Annotated in this window: 21 protein-coding genes; 11 read left to right on the top strand and 10 right to left on the bottom strand. The window is 57.5% G+C overall.

Features of this window, described 5'->3' with window-relative positions:
* Positions 1 to 18 precede the first annotated feature (18 nt).
* From COL8621_RS06585 to rsmA, 3 genes are read left to right on the top strand one after another with little or no spacing between them, the layout of a single operon-like run.
* The gene (locus COL8621_RS06585) at positions 19 to 1,227 is read left to right on the top strand and encodes a peptidylprolyl isomerase (RefSeq protein ID WP_093966472.1); all 1,209 of its coding nucleotides are present in this window, start codon (positions 19 to 21) and stop codon (positions 1,225 to 1,227) included.
* Positions 1,224 to 2,198, top strand: coding sequence for a 4-hydroxythreonine-4-phosphate dehydrogenase PdxA (gene pdxA / locus COL8621_RS06580; protein ID WP_093966471.1), 975 nt, complete (start codon positions 1,224 to 1,226; stop codon positions 2,196 to 2,198). The genes COL8621_RS06585 and pdxA overlap by 4 nt, the downstream gene beginning before the upstream one ends.
* Positions 2,199 to 2,238: 40 nt before the next feature.
* Positions 2,239 to 3,084, top strand: coding sequence for a 16S rRNA (adenine(1518)-N(6)/adenine(1519)-N(6))-dimethyltransferase RsmA (rsmA, locus tag COL8621_RS06575; protein WP_093966470.1), 846 nt, complete (start codon positions 2,239 to 2,241; stop codon positions 3,082 to 3,084).
* Between the two features lie 12 nt (positions 3,085 to 3,096).
* Here the strand turns inward: rsmA and COL8621_RS06570 are convergent, their stop codons facing one another.
* The 7 genes from COL8621_RS06570 to dksA all read right to left on the bottom strand — a co-directional run bounded on the left by COL8621_RS06570 (position 3,097) and on the right by dksA (position 9,205).
* Positions 3,097 to 3,693 (bottom strand): DUF4167 domain-containing protein, encoded by a 597-nt coding sequence (locus COL8621_RS06570; RefSeq protein ID WP_093966469.1) that lies wholly within the window; start codon positions 3,691 to 3,693, stop codon positions 3,097 to 3,099.
* 226 nt (positions 3,694 to 3,919) lie between these two features.
* Positions 3,920 to 4,756 (bottom strand): peptide chain release factor N(5)-glutamine methyltransferase, encoded by an 837-nt coding sequence (prmC, locus tag COL8621_RS06565; RefSeq protein WP_093966468.1) that lies wholly within the window; start codon positions 4,754 to 4,756, stop codon positions 3,920 to 3,922.
* Positions 4,753 to 5,805, bottom strand: a complete 1,053-nt coding sequence (gene prfA, locus COL8621_RS06560) for a peptide chain release factor 1 (protein WP_093966467.1) — start codon at positions 5,803 to 5,805, stop codon at positions 4,753 to 4,755. The genes prmC and prfA overlap by 4 nt, the downstream gene beginning before the upstream one ends.
* A 112-nt stretch (positions 5,806 to 5,917) precedes the next feature.
* Positions 5,918 to 6,382: a DUF1499 domain-containing protein gene (locus tag COL8621_RS06555; RefSeq protein ID WP_093966466.1), complete on the bottom strand. Its 465-nt coding sequence runs from the start codon at positions 6,380 to 6,382 to the stop codon at positions 5,918 to 5,920.
* A gap of 62 nt (positions 6,383 to 6,444) precedes the next feature.
* Positions 6,445 to 7,434: an agmatinase gene (gene speB / locus COL8621_RS06550; RefSeq protein WP_093966465.1), complete on the bottom strand. Its 990-nt coding sequence runs from the start codon at positions 7,432 to 7,434 to the stop codon at positions 6,445 to 6,447.
* Positions 7,435 to 7,536: 102 nt separating this feature from the next.
* Positions 7,537 to 8,712, bottom strand: a complete 1,176-nt coding sequence (locus COL8621_RS06545) for an FAD-dependent monooxygenase (RefSeq protein ID WP_093966464.1) — start codon at positions 8,710 to 8,712, stop codon at positions 7,537 to 7,539.
* A 70-nt stretch (positions 8,713 to 8,782) separates the two neighbouring features.
* Complete coding sequence (gene dksA / locus COL8621_RS06540; protein WP_093966463.1) at positions 8,783 to 9,205, bottom strand: RNA polymerase-binding protein DksA; 423 nt, start codon at positions 9,203 to 9,205, stop codon at positions 8,783 to 8,785.
* A 178-nt stretch (positions 9,206 to 9,383) separates the two neighbouring features.
* Here dksA and COL8621_RS06535 point away from each other — a divergent pair, with 178 nt between their 5' ends.
* From COL8621_RS06535 to COL8621_RS06505, 7 genes are all read left to right on the top strand, one after another.
* Positions 9,384 to 10,226, top strand: a complete 843-nt coding sequence (locus COL8621_RS06535; RefSeq protein ID WP_093966953.1) for an AAA family ATPase — start codon at positions 9,384 to 9,386, stop codon at positions 10,224 to 10,226.
* A gap of 95 nt (positions 10,227 to 10,321) precedes the next feature.
* Positions 10,322 to 10,768, top strand: coding sequence for a GNAT family N-acetyltransferase (locus COL8621_RS06530; RefSeq protein WP_093966462.1), 447 nt, complete (start codon positions 10,322 to 10,324; stop codon positions 10,766 to 10,768).
* 4 nt (positions 10,769 to 10,772) lie between these two features.
* Complete coding sequence (locus COL8621_RS06525; RefSeq protein ID WP_093966461.1) at positions 10,773 to 12,137, top strand: DUF2927 domain-containing protein; 1,365 nt, start codon at positions 10,773 to 10,775, stop codon at positions 12,135 to 12,137.
* Positions 12,134 to 12,298, top strand: a complete 165-nt coding sequence (locus COL8621_RS06520) for an apolipoprotein acyltransferase (RefSeq protein ID WP_093966460.1) — start codon at positions 12,134 to 12,136, stop codon at positions 12,296 to 12,298. Before COL8621_RS06525 ends, COL8621_RS06520 begins: the two co-directional genes overlap by 4 nt.
* A gap of 4 nt (positions 12,299 to 12,302) precedes the next feature.
* Entirely contained in the window at positions 12,303 to 13,487 is a 1,185-nt protein-coding gene (locus COL8621_RS06515) for a vWA domain-containing protein (protein ID WP_093966459.1), read from the top strand.
* Positions 13,488 to 13,583: 96 nt separating this feature from the next.
* On the top strand, positions 13,584 to 14,120 hold the full coding sequence (locus COL8621_RS06510; RefSeq protein WP_093966458.1) for a DUF3592 domain-containing protein: 537 nt from the start codon (positions 13,584 to 13,586) through the stop codon (positions 14,118 to 14,120).
* A gap of 105 nt (positions 14,121 to 14,225) precedes the next feature.
* Positions 14,226 to 14,915, top strand: coding sequence for a M48 family metallopeptidase (locus tag COL8621_RS06505; protein WP_093966457.1), 690 nt, complete (start codon positions 14,226 to 14,228; stop codon positions 14,913 to 14,915).
* On the opposite strand, the gene COL8621_RS06500 is transcribed toward COL8621_RS06505, so the two are convergent.
* From COL8621_RS06500 to COL8621_RS06490, 3 genes are all read right to left on the bottom strand, one after another.
* Positions 14,912 to 15,451 carry an RSP_2648 family PIN domain-containing protein gene (locus COL8621_RS06500; RefSeq protein ID WP_093966456.1) on the bottom strand — a complete coding sequence of 180 codons (540 nt, stop codon included), beginning with the start codon at positions 15,449 to 15,451 and terminating at the stop codon, positions 14,912 to 14,914. The two genes, COL8621_RS06505 and COL8621_RS06500, sit on opposite strands and share 4 nt — an antisense overlap.
* Positions 15,448 to 16,647, bottom strand: coding sequence for an RSP_2647 family RNA methyltransferase (locus COL8621_RS06495; protein WP_093966455.1), 1,200 nt, complete (start codon positions 16,645 to 16,647; stop codon positions 15,448 to 15,450). Before COL8621_RS06495 ends, COL8621_RS06500 begins: the two co-directional genes overlap by 4 nt.
* Before the next feature lie 103 nt (positions 16,648 to 16,750).
* A complete protein-coding gene (locus COL8621_RS06490) occupies positions 16,751 to 17,344 on the bottom strand; it encodes a DUF6778 family protein (RefSeq protein WP_141137849.1) in 594 nt (197 codons plus the stop codon).
* Between the two features lie 343 nt (positions 17,345 to 17,687).
* On the opposite strand from COL8621_RS06490, the gene edd reads away from it, so the two are divergent.
* Positions 17,688 to 19,493 carry a phosphogluconate dehydratase gene (gene edd, locus COL8621_RS06485; RefSeq protein WP_093966453.1) on the top strand — a complete coding sequence of 602 codons (1,806 nt, stop codon included), beginning with the start codon at positions 17,688 to 17,690 and terminating at the stop codon, positions 19,491 to 19,493.
* Positions 19,494 to 19,565 lie beyond the last annotated feature (72 nt).

Raw genomic sequence — 19,565 nt, 5'->3', positions numbered from 1 at the left:
AGAACGGACGGCACAAGAATGACCCGACTGACCCGCTTACTGAGTGCCCTTTGCGTTGGCCTCGTTTCCTTTTCCGGCCCTGCGGCGGCGCAAAACAGTGGCGCCTTCGCACCGCGTGTGATCGTGAATGACCGCGCGGTCACGAATTACGAGGTGCAACAGCGCATCCTGTTCATGAAATTGCTGAACAGCCCGGGCAGCACGGAAGATGCCGCATTGGACGGGTTGATCGAAGATCGCCTGCGCCTTGATGCGGCAAAAGATATTGGTGTGCAGCCCCCAGAAGAACAAATTCTTGCCGGGATGAGCGAATTTGCCGGACGCGCAAATCTTTCGCTAGAGGAATTCACCGCCGCGATCGGCAATGCCGGTGTCGCCCAAGAAACCTTCCGTGACTTTGTGCACGCTGGCATCGCTTGGCGCGAAGTTGTGCGCGCACGGTTCGGCCCACGCGCCCAGATTTCCGAAGCAGAGATTGACCGCGCCCTTGCGCTGTCCTCGCGTCAGGGATCAGCGCGTGTGTTGCTTTCTGAAATCATTCTACGGGCAGACACCCCCGCATTCGAAGCACAAAGCAAAGCCTTGGCAGAGCGCCTTAGCAGACAAATCAAAACACCTCAGGCCTTTGCTGCGGCAGCGCGCCAGTATTCCCTTTCAGGGTCGCGCGGACAAGGTGGCCGTATCGAATGGCTTGATCTGGGCAACCTGCCCCCTTCGATCGCATCACAAGTCCTGTCGCTTGGCCCCGGCGAAGTGACGGACCCAATTTCGGTTCCAAACGCGATTGCCCTGTTCCAACTGCGCGCGATTGAAGAAACCGATGCGCCCGCGCCTGAAACTCTTTCAATCGAATACGCTCAGTTCTTCTTGACCGCTGGTGACACGGCCGAGGCCGAAAATGTGCGTAATCAGGTTGATACCTGTGATGACCTTTACGGCGTCGCCTTGGGCCTTCCTGATGATCGCTTGGTGCGTCAGGCACTTGCTTTGACAGAGCTTCCCCAAGACCTTGCGCTGGAACTGGCCAAGCTGGACGAAGGCGAAAGCGTTACGGTGGACCGGGGCAATGTGCTGTCGGTTCTAATGCTTTGTGGCCGCACCGCTGAATTGGGCGAAGACGTGGATCGTGAAGCCATCCGCCAACGTCTGTTCAACCAGCGACTGACGTCCTATGCCGATAGCTATCTGGCCGAGTTGAAGGCAGACGCTATCATCCGCAACCCATGACCCGTGCACCAATCGCCCTAACGGCGGGCGAACCCGCCGGTGTTGGACCAGAGATCACGGTAAAATCGTGGGAAGAACTGGGCGCTCGGTTGCCGTTTTTCTGGATCGGTGACCCGGCGCATTTGCCCTCTGGGACACCGCATCACGAAATTCATGATCCAGCCGAGGCTGTGCATGTTTCTGCAACCGCCCTGCCCGTATTGCGTCAGACCTATCCAGCGCCCGCAACGCCCGGCGCTCCGGCGGCAGAAAATGCAGCCGCAGTCATTTCCGGCATCGCGCGCGCCGTCGAGCTGACCCAAGAAGGCCACGCATCTGCCGTTTGCACGAACCCGATCAACAAACAGGCGCTGCAAGATGGCGCGGGCTTTGCCTATCCCGGCCACACAGAATATCTGGCCGCTTTGGCTGGTGTCGAACGTGTGGTTATGATGCTGGCCTGTGACGCGCTTAAGGTCGTGCCAACGACCATCCACATTCCCCTGTCAGAAGTCCCAGCCGCGCTGACCGAAGAGCTGTTGGAAAGCACGGTGCGTATCACCCATGCCGCGTTGATCCACGACTTTGGCATCGAAACCCCACGCATCGCGGTGGCTGGGCTGAACCCGCACGCGGGCGAAGGCGGCAAAATGGGAACGGAAGAGATTACGCTGATCACTCCGGTTTTGGAAAAGCTGCGCGCCGAAGGGATGAACCTGACGGGCCCCTTTCCCGCCGACACGATGTTCCACGCCCCGGCACGCGCCCGGTACGACGCCGCCATCGGGATGTACCACGATCAGGCACTGATCCCGATCAAGACGTTGGATTTCGCAGGCGGCGTGAACGTCACGCTGGGCTTGCCGTTTATCCGCACCTCTCCGGATCATGGGACAGCGTTTGATATTGCGGGCAAAGGTATCGCAGATGCTGGCAGCCTGATTGAAGCCCTGCAAATGGCGGACTATATGGCCAAGGCGCGTGGCGACTAGGGTTCCATCCGCCGGTCTAACAACAAAGAAAGAAAGCTAAATGAGCGCGATTGACAGATTGCCGCCCCTGCGAGAAGTCATCGCCACGCACGAGCTTTCGGCGAAAAAGTCGCTTGGGCAGAATTTCTTGCTGGATCTAAACCTTACAGCCAAAATCGCACGGCAAGCAGGCGATTTGACCGGCTGTGATGTGCTGGAAGTGGGCCCCGGCCCCGGCGGCCTGACCCGCGGTCTGTTGGCCGAAGGTGCGCGCCGCGTCCTGGCGGTTGAAAAAGATCCACGCTGCATGGCGGCCCTAGCAGAGATTTCAGCCGAATATCCCGACCGGTTAGAGGTGATAAACGCCGACGCGCTGGACCTAGACGTTACAGCCCACCTAACCCCACCAATCCGCGTTGTGGCAAACCTGCCGTATAACGTCGGCACGGAACTTTTGGTGCGCTGGTTGACCCCAGCACAGTGGCCCCCCTTCTGGGACAGCCTGACCCTGATGTTTCAAAAAGAAGTGGCCGAACGGATCGTCGCTCAACCCGGGTCGAAAACCTATGGGCGCTTGGCGATCCTGTCTCAGTGGCGGGCCGAGGCGAAGATCGTAATGACGCTGCCGCCAGAAGCCTTCACGCCGCCCCCAAAGATCCATTCTGCGGTGGTACATCTCACACGCCGTGAAACGCCCCTATTTCCAGCGGATTACAAAGTGCTTAGCCGCGTTGTCGCAGCCGCGTTCAATCAGCGCCGCAAAATGCTGCGGGCCAGCCTGAAGGGCGTTGCGCCAAATATCGAAGAGGTTTTGAAAGAAGCCGGGTTGGAGCCCACGTTGCGCGCCGAACAGGTTTCAATCGAAGGGTTTTGCGCGCTTGCCCGCGCGGTGGCGGGCAAGGGCTGAATTCAGTCCGACTTATTCGGCAGCGGGTGCCTGTGGCGCTTCTTCGCCTGTATCTTCTACAGGCTTAGCAACCGGCTTTTTGCGCGTGCGCTTGCGCGGTGCTGGCTTTTCTTCGGGTGTTTCCACCAAGCCGCTGTCAGCATCGCCTTCGTTGATGTCGATCACATCAGAAACGACCGGCTTAGAAGGCTCTTTTGGCTTCTGCTCAAGTTCAGGCTGGGGTTGCCCTTGGGGCTGAGGCTGCGAGTCAGCGTTAACCACTTCGGGCTGTTGGTTTTGCTGATCGTTGCGCTGATCACGATTGTCGCGCTGACGATCACGGCCCTGCTGTTGCTGTTCTTGCTGTTCGCGACGTGCGTCTTGTTCACGCTGCGCTTCGCTTAGAAGCCTTGTGTAATGTTCGGCGTGTTGCTGAAAGTTTTCAGCCGCGACGCGGTCATTACTCAGCTGCGCATCACGTGCCAGTTGATTGTATTTTTCAATGATTTGTTGCGGTGTACCGCGCACCTTGCCCTCGGGGCCAGAACTGTCAAACACACGGTTGACGATGTTGCCCATAGAGCGCGAGCGGTTCGATTTCGACCGCGAACGTGACTTAGATGATCTCATGTTTTTTATCTGGTTCCAGCCTTATAGTGGCTTCTTCGAACCCGTGCTGCGCCTTTTGCGCAGTCCTCACCGGGTCCGGGCGATTGTCTGGCTTATACCACGAGGGGGACCGCATGTAGCATCCCGCCGCTCGCTTGTTCGAATAACCATGGCATTCGCAGCAAGACAAGCAAAAAATGCGCAAGAGATGCTATTTTGGCAAAATCTATGCGCAGCAGGCAACTGTTTAGAACGGTTTGGTTGCCGGGGCCCGCGCAGAAACAACGCGGTCCCTGCCATCAAGGTCGGGACGGACAACCACATTTTCAAGCCCCGCCGCCTGAAAAATCGCGCGCACATCGGCGGCTTGGGTTGGCCCGATCTCTACCATCAGCGCGCCACCGGGGGTCAGGTGCCCTAACGCACCGGCCGCAATCGCGCGATACGCGGACAGCCCATCGGCATGATCGGTCAGCGCCATTTCCGGTTCGTAAGAAAGCTCGGGCGCAAGGGCGGGCATTTCATCGGCGGCGATATATGGCGGGTTCGATACGATCAGATCAAACCGGCCATCCACGTCTTCGAACCAATCCGAACACTTGAATTCGCAACGTTCCGCGACACCAAGACGTTGAGCGTTCTGCTGAGCAACCGCCAGCGCAGCCTGTGATTTATCGGTGCCAAGCCCGCGCGCGGTGGGCCGCTCTGCCAACAATGACAAAAGGATCGCACCAGACCCTACGCCAAGATCGACCACAGTTTCGAAGGGATGCGAAAGCGCCTCAACCACCAGCGCCTCGGTTTCGGGCCGTGGATCAAGAACATCTTTTGAGACGTGAAACTCGTGCTTAAAGAAAGCGCGCTGACCAAGGATGTGCGACAGAGGTTCGCGCGCAATACGCCGGTCAACCAAGTCTGCGAAAAGCTGTTCATCGGCTTCGTTCAACTGGTCGGTTGGGTCCGGGATTGACCGGCCAAGCGTGCGCGCCATCAACAGCCGCGCATCTTTTGCCGCGCTTTCCACACCTGCACGCGAAAGCGCCTCGGCGGCATCTTTCATCGCGGCACCGACGGTGCGGCTCATCCTTCCATCTCGGCCAGTTTGCGGGCCTGATCGTCCGAGATCAGCGCGTCGATTACCTCGTCCAGATCGCCCTGCATCACCTGATCCAGCTTATAAAGCGTCAGGTTGATACGGTGGTCCGTCATGCGGCCCTGCGGGAAATTATAGGTTCTGATCCGTTCGGAACGGTCCCCGCTGCCCACTTGTGCCTTACGGTCGGCTGAACGTTCGTTGTCCACCCGTTGGCGTTCAAGATCGTAAAGACGGCTTCGCAGAACCTGCATCGCGATTTCACGGTTCCGGTGCTGCGACTTTTCAGAACTGGTGACAATCAGCCCGGTTGGCAGGTGAGTAATCCTAACAGCCGAATCCGTGGTGTTAACGTGCTGGCCGCCCGCACCACTTGCACGCATTGTATCAATTCGGATGTCACCGGCAGGAATGTCGATGTCGACCTCTTCCGCCTCGGGCAAAACAGCGACCGTCGCAGCCGAGGTATGAACGCGCCCGCCCGACTCTGTCGTTGGCACGCGCTGAACGCGGTGAACGCCGGATTCGTATTTCAGACGCGCGAACACGCCCTGCCCCAGAACATTGGCAACGACCTCTTTGATCCCGCCAAGTTCACTTTGCGATTCTTCGATAATCTCGAACTTCCAGCCCTGCTTTTCCGCATAACGCTGGTACATCCGCAAAAGGTCACCCGCGAAAAGCGCGGCTTCGTCGCCGCCTGTACCGGGGCGAATTTCGATGATCGCCGCACGCGCGTCAGCCGCATCTTTGGGCAAAAGCGCAAGTTGCAGCGCCTCTTCCGCTTCGGGGACACGGGATTGAAGCGTTTGCAGCTCATCCTCGGCCAATTCTTTCATCTCAGGGTCTTCAAGCATCAGCTCGGACTCTGCGATGTCATCCAGAAGTTGGCGATATTCCGCGATCTGATCCGCGACGGGCTTAAGCTCAGCGTATTCACGGCTGATCTGGGCAAAATCATCCATCGCCCCCGTGGCAAGCTTTGCCTCAAGGAACTGAAAGCGTTGGGTGATCTGATCTAATTTATCAAAGGGAACCATGGTGTTCTTTTGCGCACCACGACCGCGTGGTCAAGGGGGCGTCGCCCGCCGCGATGGATTGGAACGAGGTTCGCCTACTCTTCGTGGCTCGCCATAGCCGCAATGGCCAGCCTCACCCGCGCTGTTCCAACGCGGACAACCAGCCAGAAACGCGGCGGCGGTTGACGCCTAGGTCCGATTTTCCAAACCGAAGGCGCGACAAAATTACCGGAAAGCTTTGCCCATCCACCTGTTCAACTGTGACCGTTGCAAAGTCTGGAAATCCGAACCCACGCGAGCGGGTTAGATAAGTCAAACGCCCGTCTTCGATACTGCCAGCGATATGCTTTGTTCGCGGTGTCGCACGAATGATCTTGTCCAAACGGGCAAGCAATTCTGCCGAACCCTCATCATAGCCTATTGGCACGATATCCCCGCCGTTGACACGCGCCAAAACGCCGGCCTGACCGGGCGAAGCGGCCGTCAGCGGATCGATATGCCAACGATCAGGAACAGTCGGCACAAAGCGGACGTAAGCTGACGCTAAAACCAAAATCACAGCAACGACCGCGACTGTGTTGACCAAATAACCGCTCATGCAGCGTCTCTCCAATCTCGGCTGATCATTCATTCACTGGACGGGCGCATGGCTGCCCAAGATCATTTTGAACTATCAGTCCGATCTTTGTTTTCTCTTTTGTTCCAGCACCATAGGCACAGAAGCTCCATCGCGACATGCGCCCCTGCGACGGCTGTAGCACCTGTGGTGTCAAAGGGCGGCGAAACCTCAACCACGTCACCGCCGACCATGTTTATCCCTGCCAGATCACGCAGCATAATCGCGGCTTGCGCACTGGTCAGCCCGCCCCAAACCGGCGTACCCGTCCCCGGAGCATAGGCCGGGTCAAGCGCATCGATGTCGAAGGTCAGGTAGGTCGGACGGTCGCCCAAAATCTCTTTGATCTTTGCCACGGCGGCCTGCGGGCCTTTTTCGTGCACTTCACGGGCATCAATGATGTTTACGCCCAAGGTGTCGGGGTTTTCCGTGCGAATGCCCACCTGCATTGAACGCTTTGGATCAATCAGGCCAAGCTTAACGGCCTTATAGAACATCGTTCCGTGATCGATCCGATCCATGTCGTCATCGGCCCATGTGTCGGAATGCGCATCAAAATGCAAAAGCGAAAGCGGGCCGAATTTGTCGGCATAGGCCTTCAGGATCGGGAACGATATATAGTGATCGCCGCCCAATGTGATGCTGCCCGCGCCTGCATCCAGGATACCCGCGATATGCGCCGTAAGTGCCGCCGGAAAGGCCGAGGTGTTCGCATAGTCAAACGCCATATCGCCGTAATCAGCGATGTTGAACTCTTCCAACGGGTCAAACCCCCAACCATAGGGCGGATCAAACGCCTGAAGCGCCGACGCCTCGCGGATGGCGCGGGGGCCAAGCCGCGTGCCGGGGCGGTTGGTGACGGCCTGATCAAACGGAATACCCGTTATCGCCAGATCAACGCCGGTCAGGTCTTTTGTGTATGTCCGCCGCAGGAAACTGGTCGCACCGGCAAAGGCATTTTCAAACGCCAATCCACGAAAACCTTTTCGTGTGAATGCGTTATCGACCTCTTTTGAAGCATCTTCCAGCGCCATTTCTATTGTTCCTTGCTGACGATTAGATAACTTGGAAAGCGGCAACACACCGCTTCGTTTGCAACAGATTAGCTGAGGATTTGCCGAACACCAGCCCCACAATCACGGACAGGTTTGGGTAACGTCATATCCGTAAAGCCAGTCGAATTTGCCCAACATAACACTTGGCGCAAGCGCCCCACCGACGCGCAGCGCGGTGTGTGCTGCGAAACGTAGCGGTGGAAAGCTAAGGTGGTAATTCCGCGCGTTCTTGGACGCCGCATCAACGATCTTTTCGCACCGCTTCCGGCGAACCGCCTGATAAGCGGCAAGAGCTTGTTGTGTGTCATCATTATTTGCCAACGCAGAGGTCAAAGCCCACGCATCCTCAAGCGCCATATTCGCACCTTGGGCAAGGAACGGCAGCGTTGGGTGGGCGGCATCGCCAATAAGCGCAGCGTTTCCCTTGAACCAGGTTTCAGCAACCGGATGCCGGAACAGGCCCCACAGATGCACGCTTTCCACGCGGTCTAACAGTGCGCGAATGTCAGGGGCAAACCCCGCAAAAGCCGCCCGCAAGTTTTCGGGGTCATCCGTGTGTGACCAGCTTTCTTCGGCCCAGATGTCGCGTTCCTCGACGGCGACGAAATTCATCGCCTTCCCACCGCGCAGTGGATAGCTGACGATGTGGCGTCCGGGGCCCATGTGTACGGTAACGACAGGCTCACGCGATTCATCCACTGGTACGGTTGCGCGCCATGCCACCTGCCCTGTGAATTCAGGCGTTGAGGGGCCGTTTACAACATCGCGCAGCACAGAATGAAGCCCGTCTGCACCAATCAGGAATTGCGCCTTACGCTCTGCCCCTTGGGCCGAGGTAACGCGGACCCCCTCTTCACCGCACAGCTCTACGTTGGTGATTTTTTGCAGCAGGCGCAGCTTTACGCCCGCCTCGCGGGCCGCGGTTGCCAGTAAGTTATGAAGGTCGGCGCGATGTACGAAATAATAAGCGCCATCGGTTTTGGACAAGTCCAGTTCCAGAACCTTGCTGCTTTTTCGGAAATCCACCAAACGCACAGCGCGCGCCCGCACACCCATATCTTCCAGCATCGGGCCAAGCCCAAGGCCGCGCAAAACTGCGGCGCCGTTCGGGCTGATCTGCATCCCTGCACCGACTTCGCGGATTGCGTCCGCCTGTTCCAGAACGGTAACCTGCGCGCCCCTTTGAGCCAGTGCGGTCGCCGCAGCAAGCCCGCCAATACCGCCCCCAAGAACGGTAAACTTCCGCCCGATCAGCATCGTGTCTTCCTTAATGAAACACCGGGGCAAATTGCCCCGGTGCTGGTATTTCCTTCAATCCCCGTGACGATTAATCGTCGCGGTGAACTTTTTCACGCCGCTCGTGACGCTCCTGAGCTTCAAGGCTCATGGTCGCAATCGGACGTGCATCCAGACGCTTCAGGGAAATTGGCTCTCCGGTGTCTTCGCAGTACCCATATTCCCCTTCATCAATCCGGCGCAATGCCGAGTCGATTTTCGCAACGAGCTTACGCTGACGATCCCGAGTACGCAGTTCTAATGCGCGATCGGTTTCTTCAGATGCACGGTCTGCAACATCGGGAATGTTTCGGGTGCTATCTTGGAGACCCTCAATGGTCTCACGGCTTTCATTCAGAAGATCGTTCTTCCAGTTAATCAACTTGCGGCGAAAATACTCCAGCTGACGGTCGTTCATAAACGGCTCGTCTTCTGCCGGGCGGTAATCGTCGGGCAAGAAAACTTCGGCTTTCATACCTGCTCCTTCTCGCAGGCCGGGCCCGAATGTCGTCGGAACGTCAGTCACCCGGCTCTCCTCCGGCAGGCTTTATCGGAATGCGTCATGCTTGTCACTAGCATATAGTCCGCTTTAAGGCTTTTTGTAGCCTAGTTAAAATGGTTGCACAATGCGCCGCCACGTCATGGGAAAAAAGATGAAATTTGCCGGAACGGAAACTTACGTAGCCACCGAAGACCTTTCTGTGGCAGTGAACGCCGCCGTCGCGCTGGAGCGGCCACTGCTGGTTAAGGGCGAACCTGGAACAGGTAAAACAGAGCTTGCCCGGCAGGTTGCGGCCTCGCTTAATCTGCCCATGATCGAATGGCACATCAAGTCGACCACGCGTGCGGCGCAGGGGCTTTATGAATATGATGCCGTAAGCCGTTTGCGTGATAGCCAGTTGGGCGATGAACGTGTGAACGACGTCAAAAACTATATTCGCAAAGGGAAGTTGTGGCAGGCGTTCGAGGCAAAGCACAAAACCGTTCTGCTGATTGATGAGATCGACAAGGCCGACATCGAATTCCCCAACGACCTTTTGCAGGAACTCGACCGGATGGAGTTCCACGTTTACGAAACCGGCGAGACAGTCCGTGCGGAAACGCGCCCCATCGTGATCATCACCTCGAATAACGAAAAAGAGCTGCCAGACGCCTTCTTGCGGCGCTGTTTCTTCCACTACATCGGATTCCCCGACATGGATGTGATGAAAAAGATCGTCGAGGTCCACCACCCCGGCCTTAAGCCCCAGCTTTTGACTGCTGCTTTGACGCAATTCTATGAAATCCGCGAAACGCAGGGGCTTAAGAAAAAGCCATCGACGTCGGAAGTTCTGGATTGGCTGAAGCTTCTTCTTGCCGAAGACCTTTCGCCCGAAGATCTGAAACGCGAAGGCAGTAACGCCCTGCCCAAGCTTTACGGCGCGCTGTTGAAGAACGAACAGGATGTGCAGCTTTTCGAACGCCTTGCGTTCATGGCGCGGCGCCAACAACGCTAAGCCGATCAGTCGCGCCGAAGTGACAGCGCGGGCGTTTCCTTCGCCCGCGTATTGATTGTAACGTGACCAGTAATTGTCCTGAATCGAGGATCGCTGTGACAGAACTCACGATTCGCCCACTCACATCGGCTGACGAACAAGACTGGCGCCGCCTTTGGGGGGACTATCTGGCATTCTATGAAACCTCTCTCAGCGAAGAGGTTTATCAGTCTTCCTTCGCGCGGCTACTTGGCGACGACCCGCAGGACTTTCACGGGTTGCTGGCGGTGAAAGATGGGCGTGCGGTTGGGTTGGTGCATTACCTGTTTCACCGGCATGGCTGGAAAGTCGAAAACGTCTGTTACTTGCAAGATCTGTATGCAGACCCTGACGTGCGTGGCAGCGGCGTTGGGCGCGCCTTGATCGAAGCCGTCTATGCCGCCGCAGAGGCCGAAGGCGCGCCTCAGGTCTATTGGAACACCCAAGACACGAACAAGACCGCCCGGCAGCTTTATGACCGTGTGGGTGTGCTGACCCCTTTCTTGAAATACGTCAGGAGCTAAGTATTTGAAGCTTCGCCTTACCCTTTTGGCTTGCTTGGTGCTGGGTGCCTGCGCTGCGCCGCCCACGTCCGATTTGCCCAAGCGTCGTGCGCCTGCCTTTGACCTTCCACCCATGAAAACTTTCGAACGCCAGCAGGTAACGCCCCCCTCGCGGTCGAACACGGAAATCGCCCAAGACTTCATGGATCTGACCTTTCGAATGGAAAGCGGGCGCGAGGTGCCTCAGCTGACACGCTTTGCCGAACCCGTGACCGTGCGCGTGACCGCCGGTGCGCCTGCCAGCCTTGGCCCTGACTTGGCGGCACTGATGTCTAGGCTGCGCAACGAAGCGGGCATCGATATCCGTCGTGTCCCAACCAATGCGCAGGCCAACATCACCATCGAAACCCTGCCCCGCACGCAGCTTCAGCGCCTTGTTCCACAGGCCGCCTGCTTTGTGGTGCCACGCATTTCAAGCTGGGCCGAATACCGGCGCCTTCGGCGCAGCAGTGCAGTTGACTGGACCACCCTGGACAGCCGCGAAACCGTGGCCGTTTTTCTGCCCAACGATGTAAGCCCACAAGAAGTTCGCGATTGCCTACACGAAGAGCTGGCACAGGCCCTTGGTCCTTTGAATGACCTTTATCGCCTGCCCGACAGCATCTTTAACGATGACAATTTCCATACGGTCTTAACCGGCTTTGATATGCTGATCTTGCGCATGTACTACGCGCCCGAACTGCGCAACGGCATGACCCGCGATCAGGTTGAGGCACGCCTGCCTGCCCTGCTGGCCCGCCTAAATCCGCGGGGCCAACGTGTTTCGTATTCTAACGTTGTTCCGACCCCACGGTCTTGGATTGACGCAATGGAAACAGCCCTTGGGCCGGGCGCGTCAAACTCGCGCAGGCGGGCGGCGGCTCAAAGGGCCCTGAACATCGCCCAAAGCCAAGGCATTGGCGGTAACCGCTTGGCCTTTACGCTGTTTGTCTTGGGGCGTTTAAGCCTGCCAGTTGATGGCGAAGCCGCGTTAACCGCGTTCTTGCAAGCCGGGAACATCTATTCAGAAACCCCCGAAACTAAGGTGCAAGAGGCCCATGTTGCCATGCATCTGGCCGCCTTCGCACTTTCAGCAGGGCAACCCGACGCTGCGCTGACAATCATCAATGTTCACCTTCCCCCGGTCGTCGCCTCGCAAAACGCGGCACTTCTGGCGACCATGCTGATGATAAAAGCCGAAGCGCTTGACCTGCTACAACGCCCCGGCGAAGCACAGGCTGTACGGCTCGACAGTTTGGGCTGGGCGCGTTATGGCTTCGGCTCGGATAAAGAGGTGCGCACGCGGCTTACTGAAATTGCCGTACTCAGCCCAGGGGACCAGACACAATGATCGTTATCGCAGGCCTAGTCATCGGCGCAATTTGGGGTGGTTTGCAGGCCAAACGGCGCAAGGGCAAAGGGTTTGATATTGCTCAATACGCGGTGGGTTATGGTATTGCCTTTGCCCTTCTTGGCATGGTCCTGACTGTCATTCTGGAGCGTTTGGTCTAAGCTCATGTTCCTGCCGTTTTTCCAAAATTTGCGCGACGGCGGGGTGCCCGTTTCCCTGCGCGAATATTTGGCATTTCTGGAAGGGGTAAAGGCCGGGCTGGTCACATATGACATCGAAGGTTTCTATTACCTTGCCCGCACCGCAATGGTGAAGGACGAGCGGAACCTTGATAAATTCGATCGCGCCTTCGCGGCCAGCTTTGAAGGGCTTGAAAGCATCTCGTTCGACGACGTGCTAGAGGCCGTGGACCTTCCCGCCGACTGGCTGGAAAAGATGGCCGAAAAGCATCTAAGCGACGAAGAAAAAGCCGAAATTGACGCGCTTGGCGGGTTCGACAAGTTGATGGAAACCCTGAAAGAGCGGCTGAAAGAACAGCAAGGCCGCCATCAGGGTGGGAATAAATGGATCGGCACCGCTGGCACGTCCCCTTTTGGCGCTTATGGGTACAACCCCGAAGGCGTGCGCATCGGCCAGAAAGAAAGCCGCCACCAGCGCGCGGTGAAAGTTTGGGACAAACGCGAATTCAAGAACCTTGATGACAGCGTGGAACTTGGCACGCGCAACATCAAAGTCGCGCTGAAACGCCTGCGCCGATGGGCGCGTGACGGCGCGGCCGAAGAGCTGGACCTTGACGGCACGATCAAAGCTACCGCCGACCACGGCTATCTGGATGTGAAAACCCGCCCCGAACGACGCAATGCCGTAAAGGTGCTGCTGTTCCTTGATGTGGGCGGATCGATGGACCCTTACATCAAACTGGTGGAAGAACTGTTTTCCGCCGCGCGGGCGGAATTCAAGCATCTGGAATACTATTACTTCCACAACTGCCTGTACGAAGGTGTCTGGCGCGACAACCGGCGCCGGTGGGAAGCGCAGACCCCCACTTGGGAAGTGCTGAACACCTATGGCCCAGACTATAAGTGCATTTTCGTGGGCGATGCATCCATGTCCCCCTACGAGATCGCCTTTCCCGGCGGCGCAAACGAACACTGGAACCCCGAAGCCGGCGAAGACTGGCTGCGCCGCGCCCGGGACAAATGGTCCGCCAACCTGTGGCTAAACCCCCTGCCCGAAAAATACTGGCACTACACCCAATCCGTTCAGATGATCCGCGAGATTTTTGATGATCGAATGGTGCCCATGACCCTAGAAGGGATCGAACGCGGGATGAAAGAACTGGGGCGCTAAGGGCTGCTTTGCGCCCGGTATCCATTAGAATTGCGACGACAGAGGCATTTCTCCTAAGGTGCGATAGTGGTCAGCTCCGCATAGGACAAACACGTTTTGGAAGACGAAGACACTGGCAAGGATGGTTCTTTTTTAGGGAACGCGATCATCACCCTGATCGCCTTAGGGTTTGTGGTTGCTCTTTTCCCATTGGCCAGCATGACGTTCAAACCTGTTTTGGATTCACTGAACGCGACTGACTGGGAGGTCGCCGATGCCGTGGTCATTTCCAGCTATGTTGATGTGGCAGAACGCCGACAATACAAACTTGTCACGCAATATCGGTACGATTGGAATGATCAAGAACACCGCTCAGACCAAGTCTTCTTTGATAATACTGTCGGCGTTCGTCGTAATTATTACCACAACACAAATCGCGAATTGTTGCGACATCTGGATGAAGACAAGCCCATTCAGATTTGGATAAACCCCCAAAAACCGGAACAGGCCGTGATATACCGTCATATCAGGTGGGACAAATTCGGTGCCAATTTATTTTTCTTTGCAATCTGGTCTTCGCTTACTTTTGTATTGGTGGGGATGTTCTGGGCCGGCGTCGGTCCCAAAGTCATGTCTTGGGCAACTGGTCGTTAGAATGCCCAACCGATCATCCTTCGCCTATCAAAGTCGCAACAGGCACTTCTTCAGCAGAGCTGAAATAACCTTGTCGAACCCTAAGGCTGACGCCATATCTTTCTTATGTTGAAACTTACTCCGATCCTTCTGGCAGTCCTCTACGCCCTTGCGATGTACCGGTTTTCGGTATGGCGCACGACGAAAGAGTTGGACGCGAAGTCAACTGAACTTGCCGATGCAACGTTGAAAAAGCTGACAGATCGCATGGCGAAAGCGCTCGATCTGCCGCGGATCAAGGTTCACATTTATGAAATTGACCCCGTGAACGGCCTTGCCGCCCCGGATGGGCGGATTTTCATCACGCGCGGGTTTTACCAGAAATACCGCGACGGCGCCGTCACCGCCGAAGAGATTTCATCCGTCATCGCGCACGAACTGGGCCACGTTGCCCTTGGCCATTCGCGCCGCCGGATGATCGACTTTTCCGGGCAGAACGCGATGCGCGTGGCGCTTGGCGCGTTTCTATCACGCATCTTGCCCGGCATTGGCATCTATATCGCGAACATGTTGACCACCCTTCTGGCCGCGCGACTGTCCCGTCAGGATGAATATGAGGCGGATGAATATGCCTCTGCCCTATTGGCCAAGGCGGGCATCGGCACGGCCGCGCAAAAATCGCTTTTTGAAAAGCTAGAGGCGCTGACAGCAAGCCATGGCGGAACAGCACCCGCATGGTTGATGAGCCATCCCAAAACCAAAGAACGCATTCGCGCGATTGAGGCGTTGGAGGCAAAATGGGGCGTTGCCCCCTAACCCAGCGCTTTGCCCAAACGGGGTAGTTTCGCGCGCTTCAGCAACGCCCGAAGGCTCAGCGTTTCGCCTGACAACCGCTCTGCCTCGGCGTGAACTGTTTTGATCGCGGCTTCGATTTCGTCCGGCGCGTCACACCAAAGCGCATACAGGAACTCATCCGGTGCTTTGCGCTCCAACCCTTCGTCGGCCAGGGTGTTGCGTGGAAAATCCACCGCGTTGAAGGTAAGCAGCGTGTCAGCCGACCCCGCAATGGCCGCTGCCAACACATGTACATCAGCCGGATCTGGAAGCCACAGCCGCGCCTCATCCTTCGCGTGTGGCTGAACGCTTGCGGCGGGCCACGACGCACGCAACAGCGCGATTTCGCCGCGGGCCTGCGCCTCTCCTGTTGGGCCAATCTTGCGCGCCGCGCGTGCCCATTCTTCCAAAATGCGTTCAGACCACAGCGGCGTAAAAAGCCCTTTTGCTGCGACGCCTAGCAAGATTTCCCGCAAAACCGTGGGATAAAGAACGCAGGCGTCCAACAGAACCTTCATGGATCAAGCCGGAAAAACAACGACTTAAGATAGCCGCTTTCGGCAAGTTGCGGCAGAAGAGGATGATCCGGCCCAGCAAACCCTGTTTGGATAATCTGCGCGGTCCGCCCCGCCCGGCCAATGCCACGCGCGGACGCCGTGCGGAACTTTGACAAATCCGCAGCGTGTGAACACGAACACAGAGCCAGATAACCGCCTTCGGCCACCAAGGGCGCAGCCATGCGCGCCACACGTTCATAGGCCCGCAGACCTGCCTCAAGCGATGGTTTTGAAGGTGCGAAGGCTGGCGGGTCACAGACTACCACATCGAATTGCTGCCCCTCTTCAGCAAGCGCGGCCATCACATCAAATGCATCGCCCTTACGGGTCGCAAACTTGTCGGATACGCCCATCGCCTGCGCGCCTTGTTCGGCCAGCGCCAGCGCGGGGGCCGAGCCGTCAACGGCAAGCCCTTCGGCCGCGCCCGCAGCCAATGCCGCAAGGGAAAAGCCGCCAACGTGCGAAAATACATCAAGTACGCGCGCGCCTTGTGACAGGCGGGCCGCGAACGCATGGTTGGGGCGTTGATCAAAGAACAGCCCGGTCTTCTGCCCGCCAAGAATGTCGGCCATATAGGTCGCGCCATTCATCGGCACCGGGATCGGCCCATCAACTGCACCACGAAGGGTCACCGTTTCTTCCGTTAACCCCTCCAAAGACCGTGCGCGGCCTGTGCCGTTTTTCACGATGGTTGTCACGCCCGTCACCGATGCAAGGGCCGCACTTAGCGGCTCGATCATCACGTCGGCCCAAGCTGCGTTGGGCTGAATAACGGCACAGTCGCCAAACCGGTCGATCACGACACCGGGCATTCCGTCAGCCTCGGCGTGAACCAGACGATAGAATGGGTCGGTGAACAAACGCGAACGCATGTCCAGCGCGCGGGTCAAACGGTCGGCGAACCAAGCCTCGTCGATTTTGGCGGTCGGATCACGGTCAAGCATCCGACAGATGATCTTTGAGCCGGTATTAACCGTTACGACCCCCATGGGGTGGCGGTCGGCGTCTTCCAGCACGGCCAGCGCACCGGGCGCCAAGCCTTGTGTCCGGCGATCGGTCACAAGCTCATTTGCGAAAACCCACGGGAAACCGTGACGAATGGCGCGGGCGTTGGCCTTGGGGCGAAGCCGCACAATGGGAAGATCAGATGTTGTCATAGCGCCCTCCTACTCCGTTCCGAATGGCTTAGAAAGAGGCCAGTTCGTTACGCAAAGAAAAAGGGAGGGCAAAGCCCTCCCCATCAAACGGTATCTTGGTTGATTACTTCTCGTCGAGAAGGCGGTCAAAGACGCGCGTCATGTATTCTGTGATACGCACTTTCTGGGTCTGACCACGGCTCATCGCTTCCAGCGCGCGATCACCGCCGAATGCTTCCAGCTCGGACGTAACGAACTGTGGGCCGGCAATAACGTCGCCGGTACGCGCATCGCGAACCGTGATGAAGAAATGAATGTCGTGTGTTCCACCAACCGAGTACCGGGTTTTTTCGGTCAGCGAGTGGAACCGCTCGATCTGAATCTCAACGGCTACCCGGCGGCCAGATTTGTGCGTTGCAACACCTTGTGCCAGCGCGTTTTCGATAATAGCCTTAACCTGAGCGCGACGGTCGCCAAACGGATCTTCACGCCAAACAATGTCGGCGTTCGGGAAATAGGTATTGGCGTGGTTCACCTCTAGCCGCTCAGGAACAACCACGGCACTGCGCGTGACGTTCACCGGTTCTTCCATCAGTGGAAGGGGAAGGCCTTCGTGTGCTTCACCCGTCAAGCTACCAGAGGCCGCACTAACGAACTCTTCACAGGCTGAAAGGCTCATCGCCGCGATAAGTACGACACCAAGTCTGAATTTCCGCATTGTACACTCCATTGTGGGTGAACCGCACCCGATGTTCTAATCTATACCGCACCACAAACATTCGCGCATCGCCCTTGCGAGGCTACGAATGTTAGCGCCACCCTCAAAGCACCCGTTAAACTCTCTGAGATGTGTTCTTAAGCTACTTGCAACATTAGAATTTGCATTTCAAGCAACGAAAATGAGGCAATAGTTAGATAAATCAAGCAAATGCGGGCGTTTATCGCCAAATATCACTATCTACACTACCATAGGGAGAGCGCCGACAATTGCACTTGGCCTTGTTAGCGCTAACCGTTATATCTGCGCCCAAGGCACACCGCGCTTCGGAAGGAACAAAATCATGGCCCTTAACAGCACCGTCGCCAAGGTCACCGACCAGATCATCGAACGATCCCGCGATAGCCGGTCGGCGTATCTTGACCGTATGGCCCGCGCAACAGACGCGGGAACCGCCCGCGCCCACCTGACATGCGGCAACCAAGCCCACGCATATGCGGCAATGGGCGATGACAAAAGCACGTTGGCCGATGGCCGCGCGCCGAACCTTGGCATCATCACTGCTTATAACGATATGCTTTCGGCGCACCAGCCATTTGAGACATATCCCAACCTAATCAAGCAAGCCGTACGCAAGGCTGGCGGCACTGCCCAAGTTGCGGGCGGCGTTCCGGCCATGTGTGATGGCGTGACCCAAGGCCAGACCGGGATGGAGCTTTCGCTGTTTTCCCGCGACGTGATCGCATTGGCGGCGGGCGTGGGCCTGTCGCACAACACATTCGATGCGGCCGTGTTCCTTGGGGTGTGCGATAAGATCGTGCCCGGCCTTGTGATGGCCGCCGCCAGCTTTGGCCACATCCCGGCGGTGTTCCTGCCCGCTGGCCCGATGGTCAGCGGCCTGCCCAACGACGAAAAAGCCAAAGTCCGCCAACAATTCGCGACCGGCGAAGTGGGCCGCGACAAGTTGATGGAGGCCGAGATGGCCTCTTACCACGGCCCCGGCACCTGTACGTTCTACGGCACCGCGAACTCTAACCAGATGCTGATGGAGTTCATGGGGCTTCACCTGCCCGGCGCGTCTTTCGTGAACCCGAACACACCGCTGCGCGATGCACTGACTGCGGCGGGTGCGGAACGGGCATTGGCGATCACGGCCCTTGGCAACGACTTCCGCCCGGCCAGCCAAGTGCTTGACGAAAAAGCGTTTGTGAACGGTATCGTTGGCCTGATGGCCACCGGTGGTTCGACCAACCTTGTGCTGCACCTGCCCGCGATGGCCCGTGCCGCTGGCGTTATCATCGACATCGACGATTTCGCCGCCCTGTCCGAAGTGACCCCATTGATGGCCAAAGTTTACCCGAACGGCCTAGCCGACGTGAACCATTTCCACGCCGCCGGTGGGCTTGGCTATATGATCGGAGAGCTGCTGGACGGTGGCCACCTGCACCCTGATACCGTCACCGTCGCGGGCGATGGTCTTGCGCTTTATACGAAAGAGCCAAAGCTGATCGACGGCGCGGTTAAATGGCAAGACGGTGCTGGCAAATCGCTGAACGAAAAAATCCTGCGCCCGGCGTCGGACGCGTTCCAGAAATCGGGCGGGTTGAAAAGCCTGAACGGGAACTTGGGCCGCGGCATGATCAAAGTGTCTGCTGTCGCACCAGAACGCCATGTGATCGAAGCCAAAGCGCGCGTCTTCCACGACCAAGAAGATGTGAAAACAGCCTTCAAAGCCGGGGAATTCACCGAAGACACCATCGTTGTGGTCCGCTTCCAAGGGCCAAAGGCGAACGGGATGCCCGAACTTCACTCGCTGACCCCTACTCTTGCTGTGTTGCAAGATCGCGGCCTAAAGGTTGCGCTGGTAACGGATGGGCGCATGTCGGGCGCGTCGGGCAAAGTTCCTGCCGCCATCCACGTTTGCCCCGAAGCTGCGCAAGGTGGCCCGCTGGCCAAAGTGCGCGATGGCGATTTGATCCGCTTGGACGCGGTCGAAGGCACGCTTGCCGTGCTGGAAGCCGACTTTGACACGCGCGAGGCAATCACCGTTGATCTGACTGCGAACCGTCAGGGCCTTGGACGCGAGATGTTTGAAAGCTTCCGCCAGAATGTCGGCATTGCCACGGAAGGCGCTGCCGTCGTCATCTAAAGACCGGCCAAAAATCTGACGATCAAAACGCCGGCGCAACTCGATTGCGTCGGCGTTCTTATGACAAGCTAT

It is taken from the genome of Actibacterium lipolyticum (genome assembly GCF_900184935.1).
In the GTDB taxonomy this organism is placed as follows: domain Bacteria; phylum Pseudomonadota; class Alphaproteobacteria; order Rhodobacterales; family Rhodobacteraceae; genus Actibacterium_A; species Actibacterium_A lipolyticum.
Note: the sequence above shows the minus strand (reverse complement) of the source record. Positions and strands in the feature narration are given on the sequence as shown.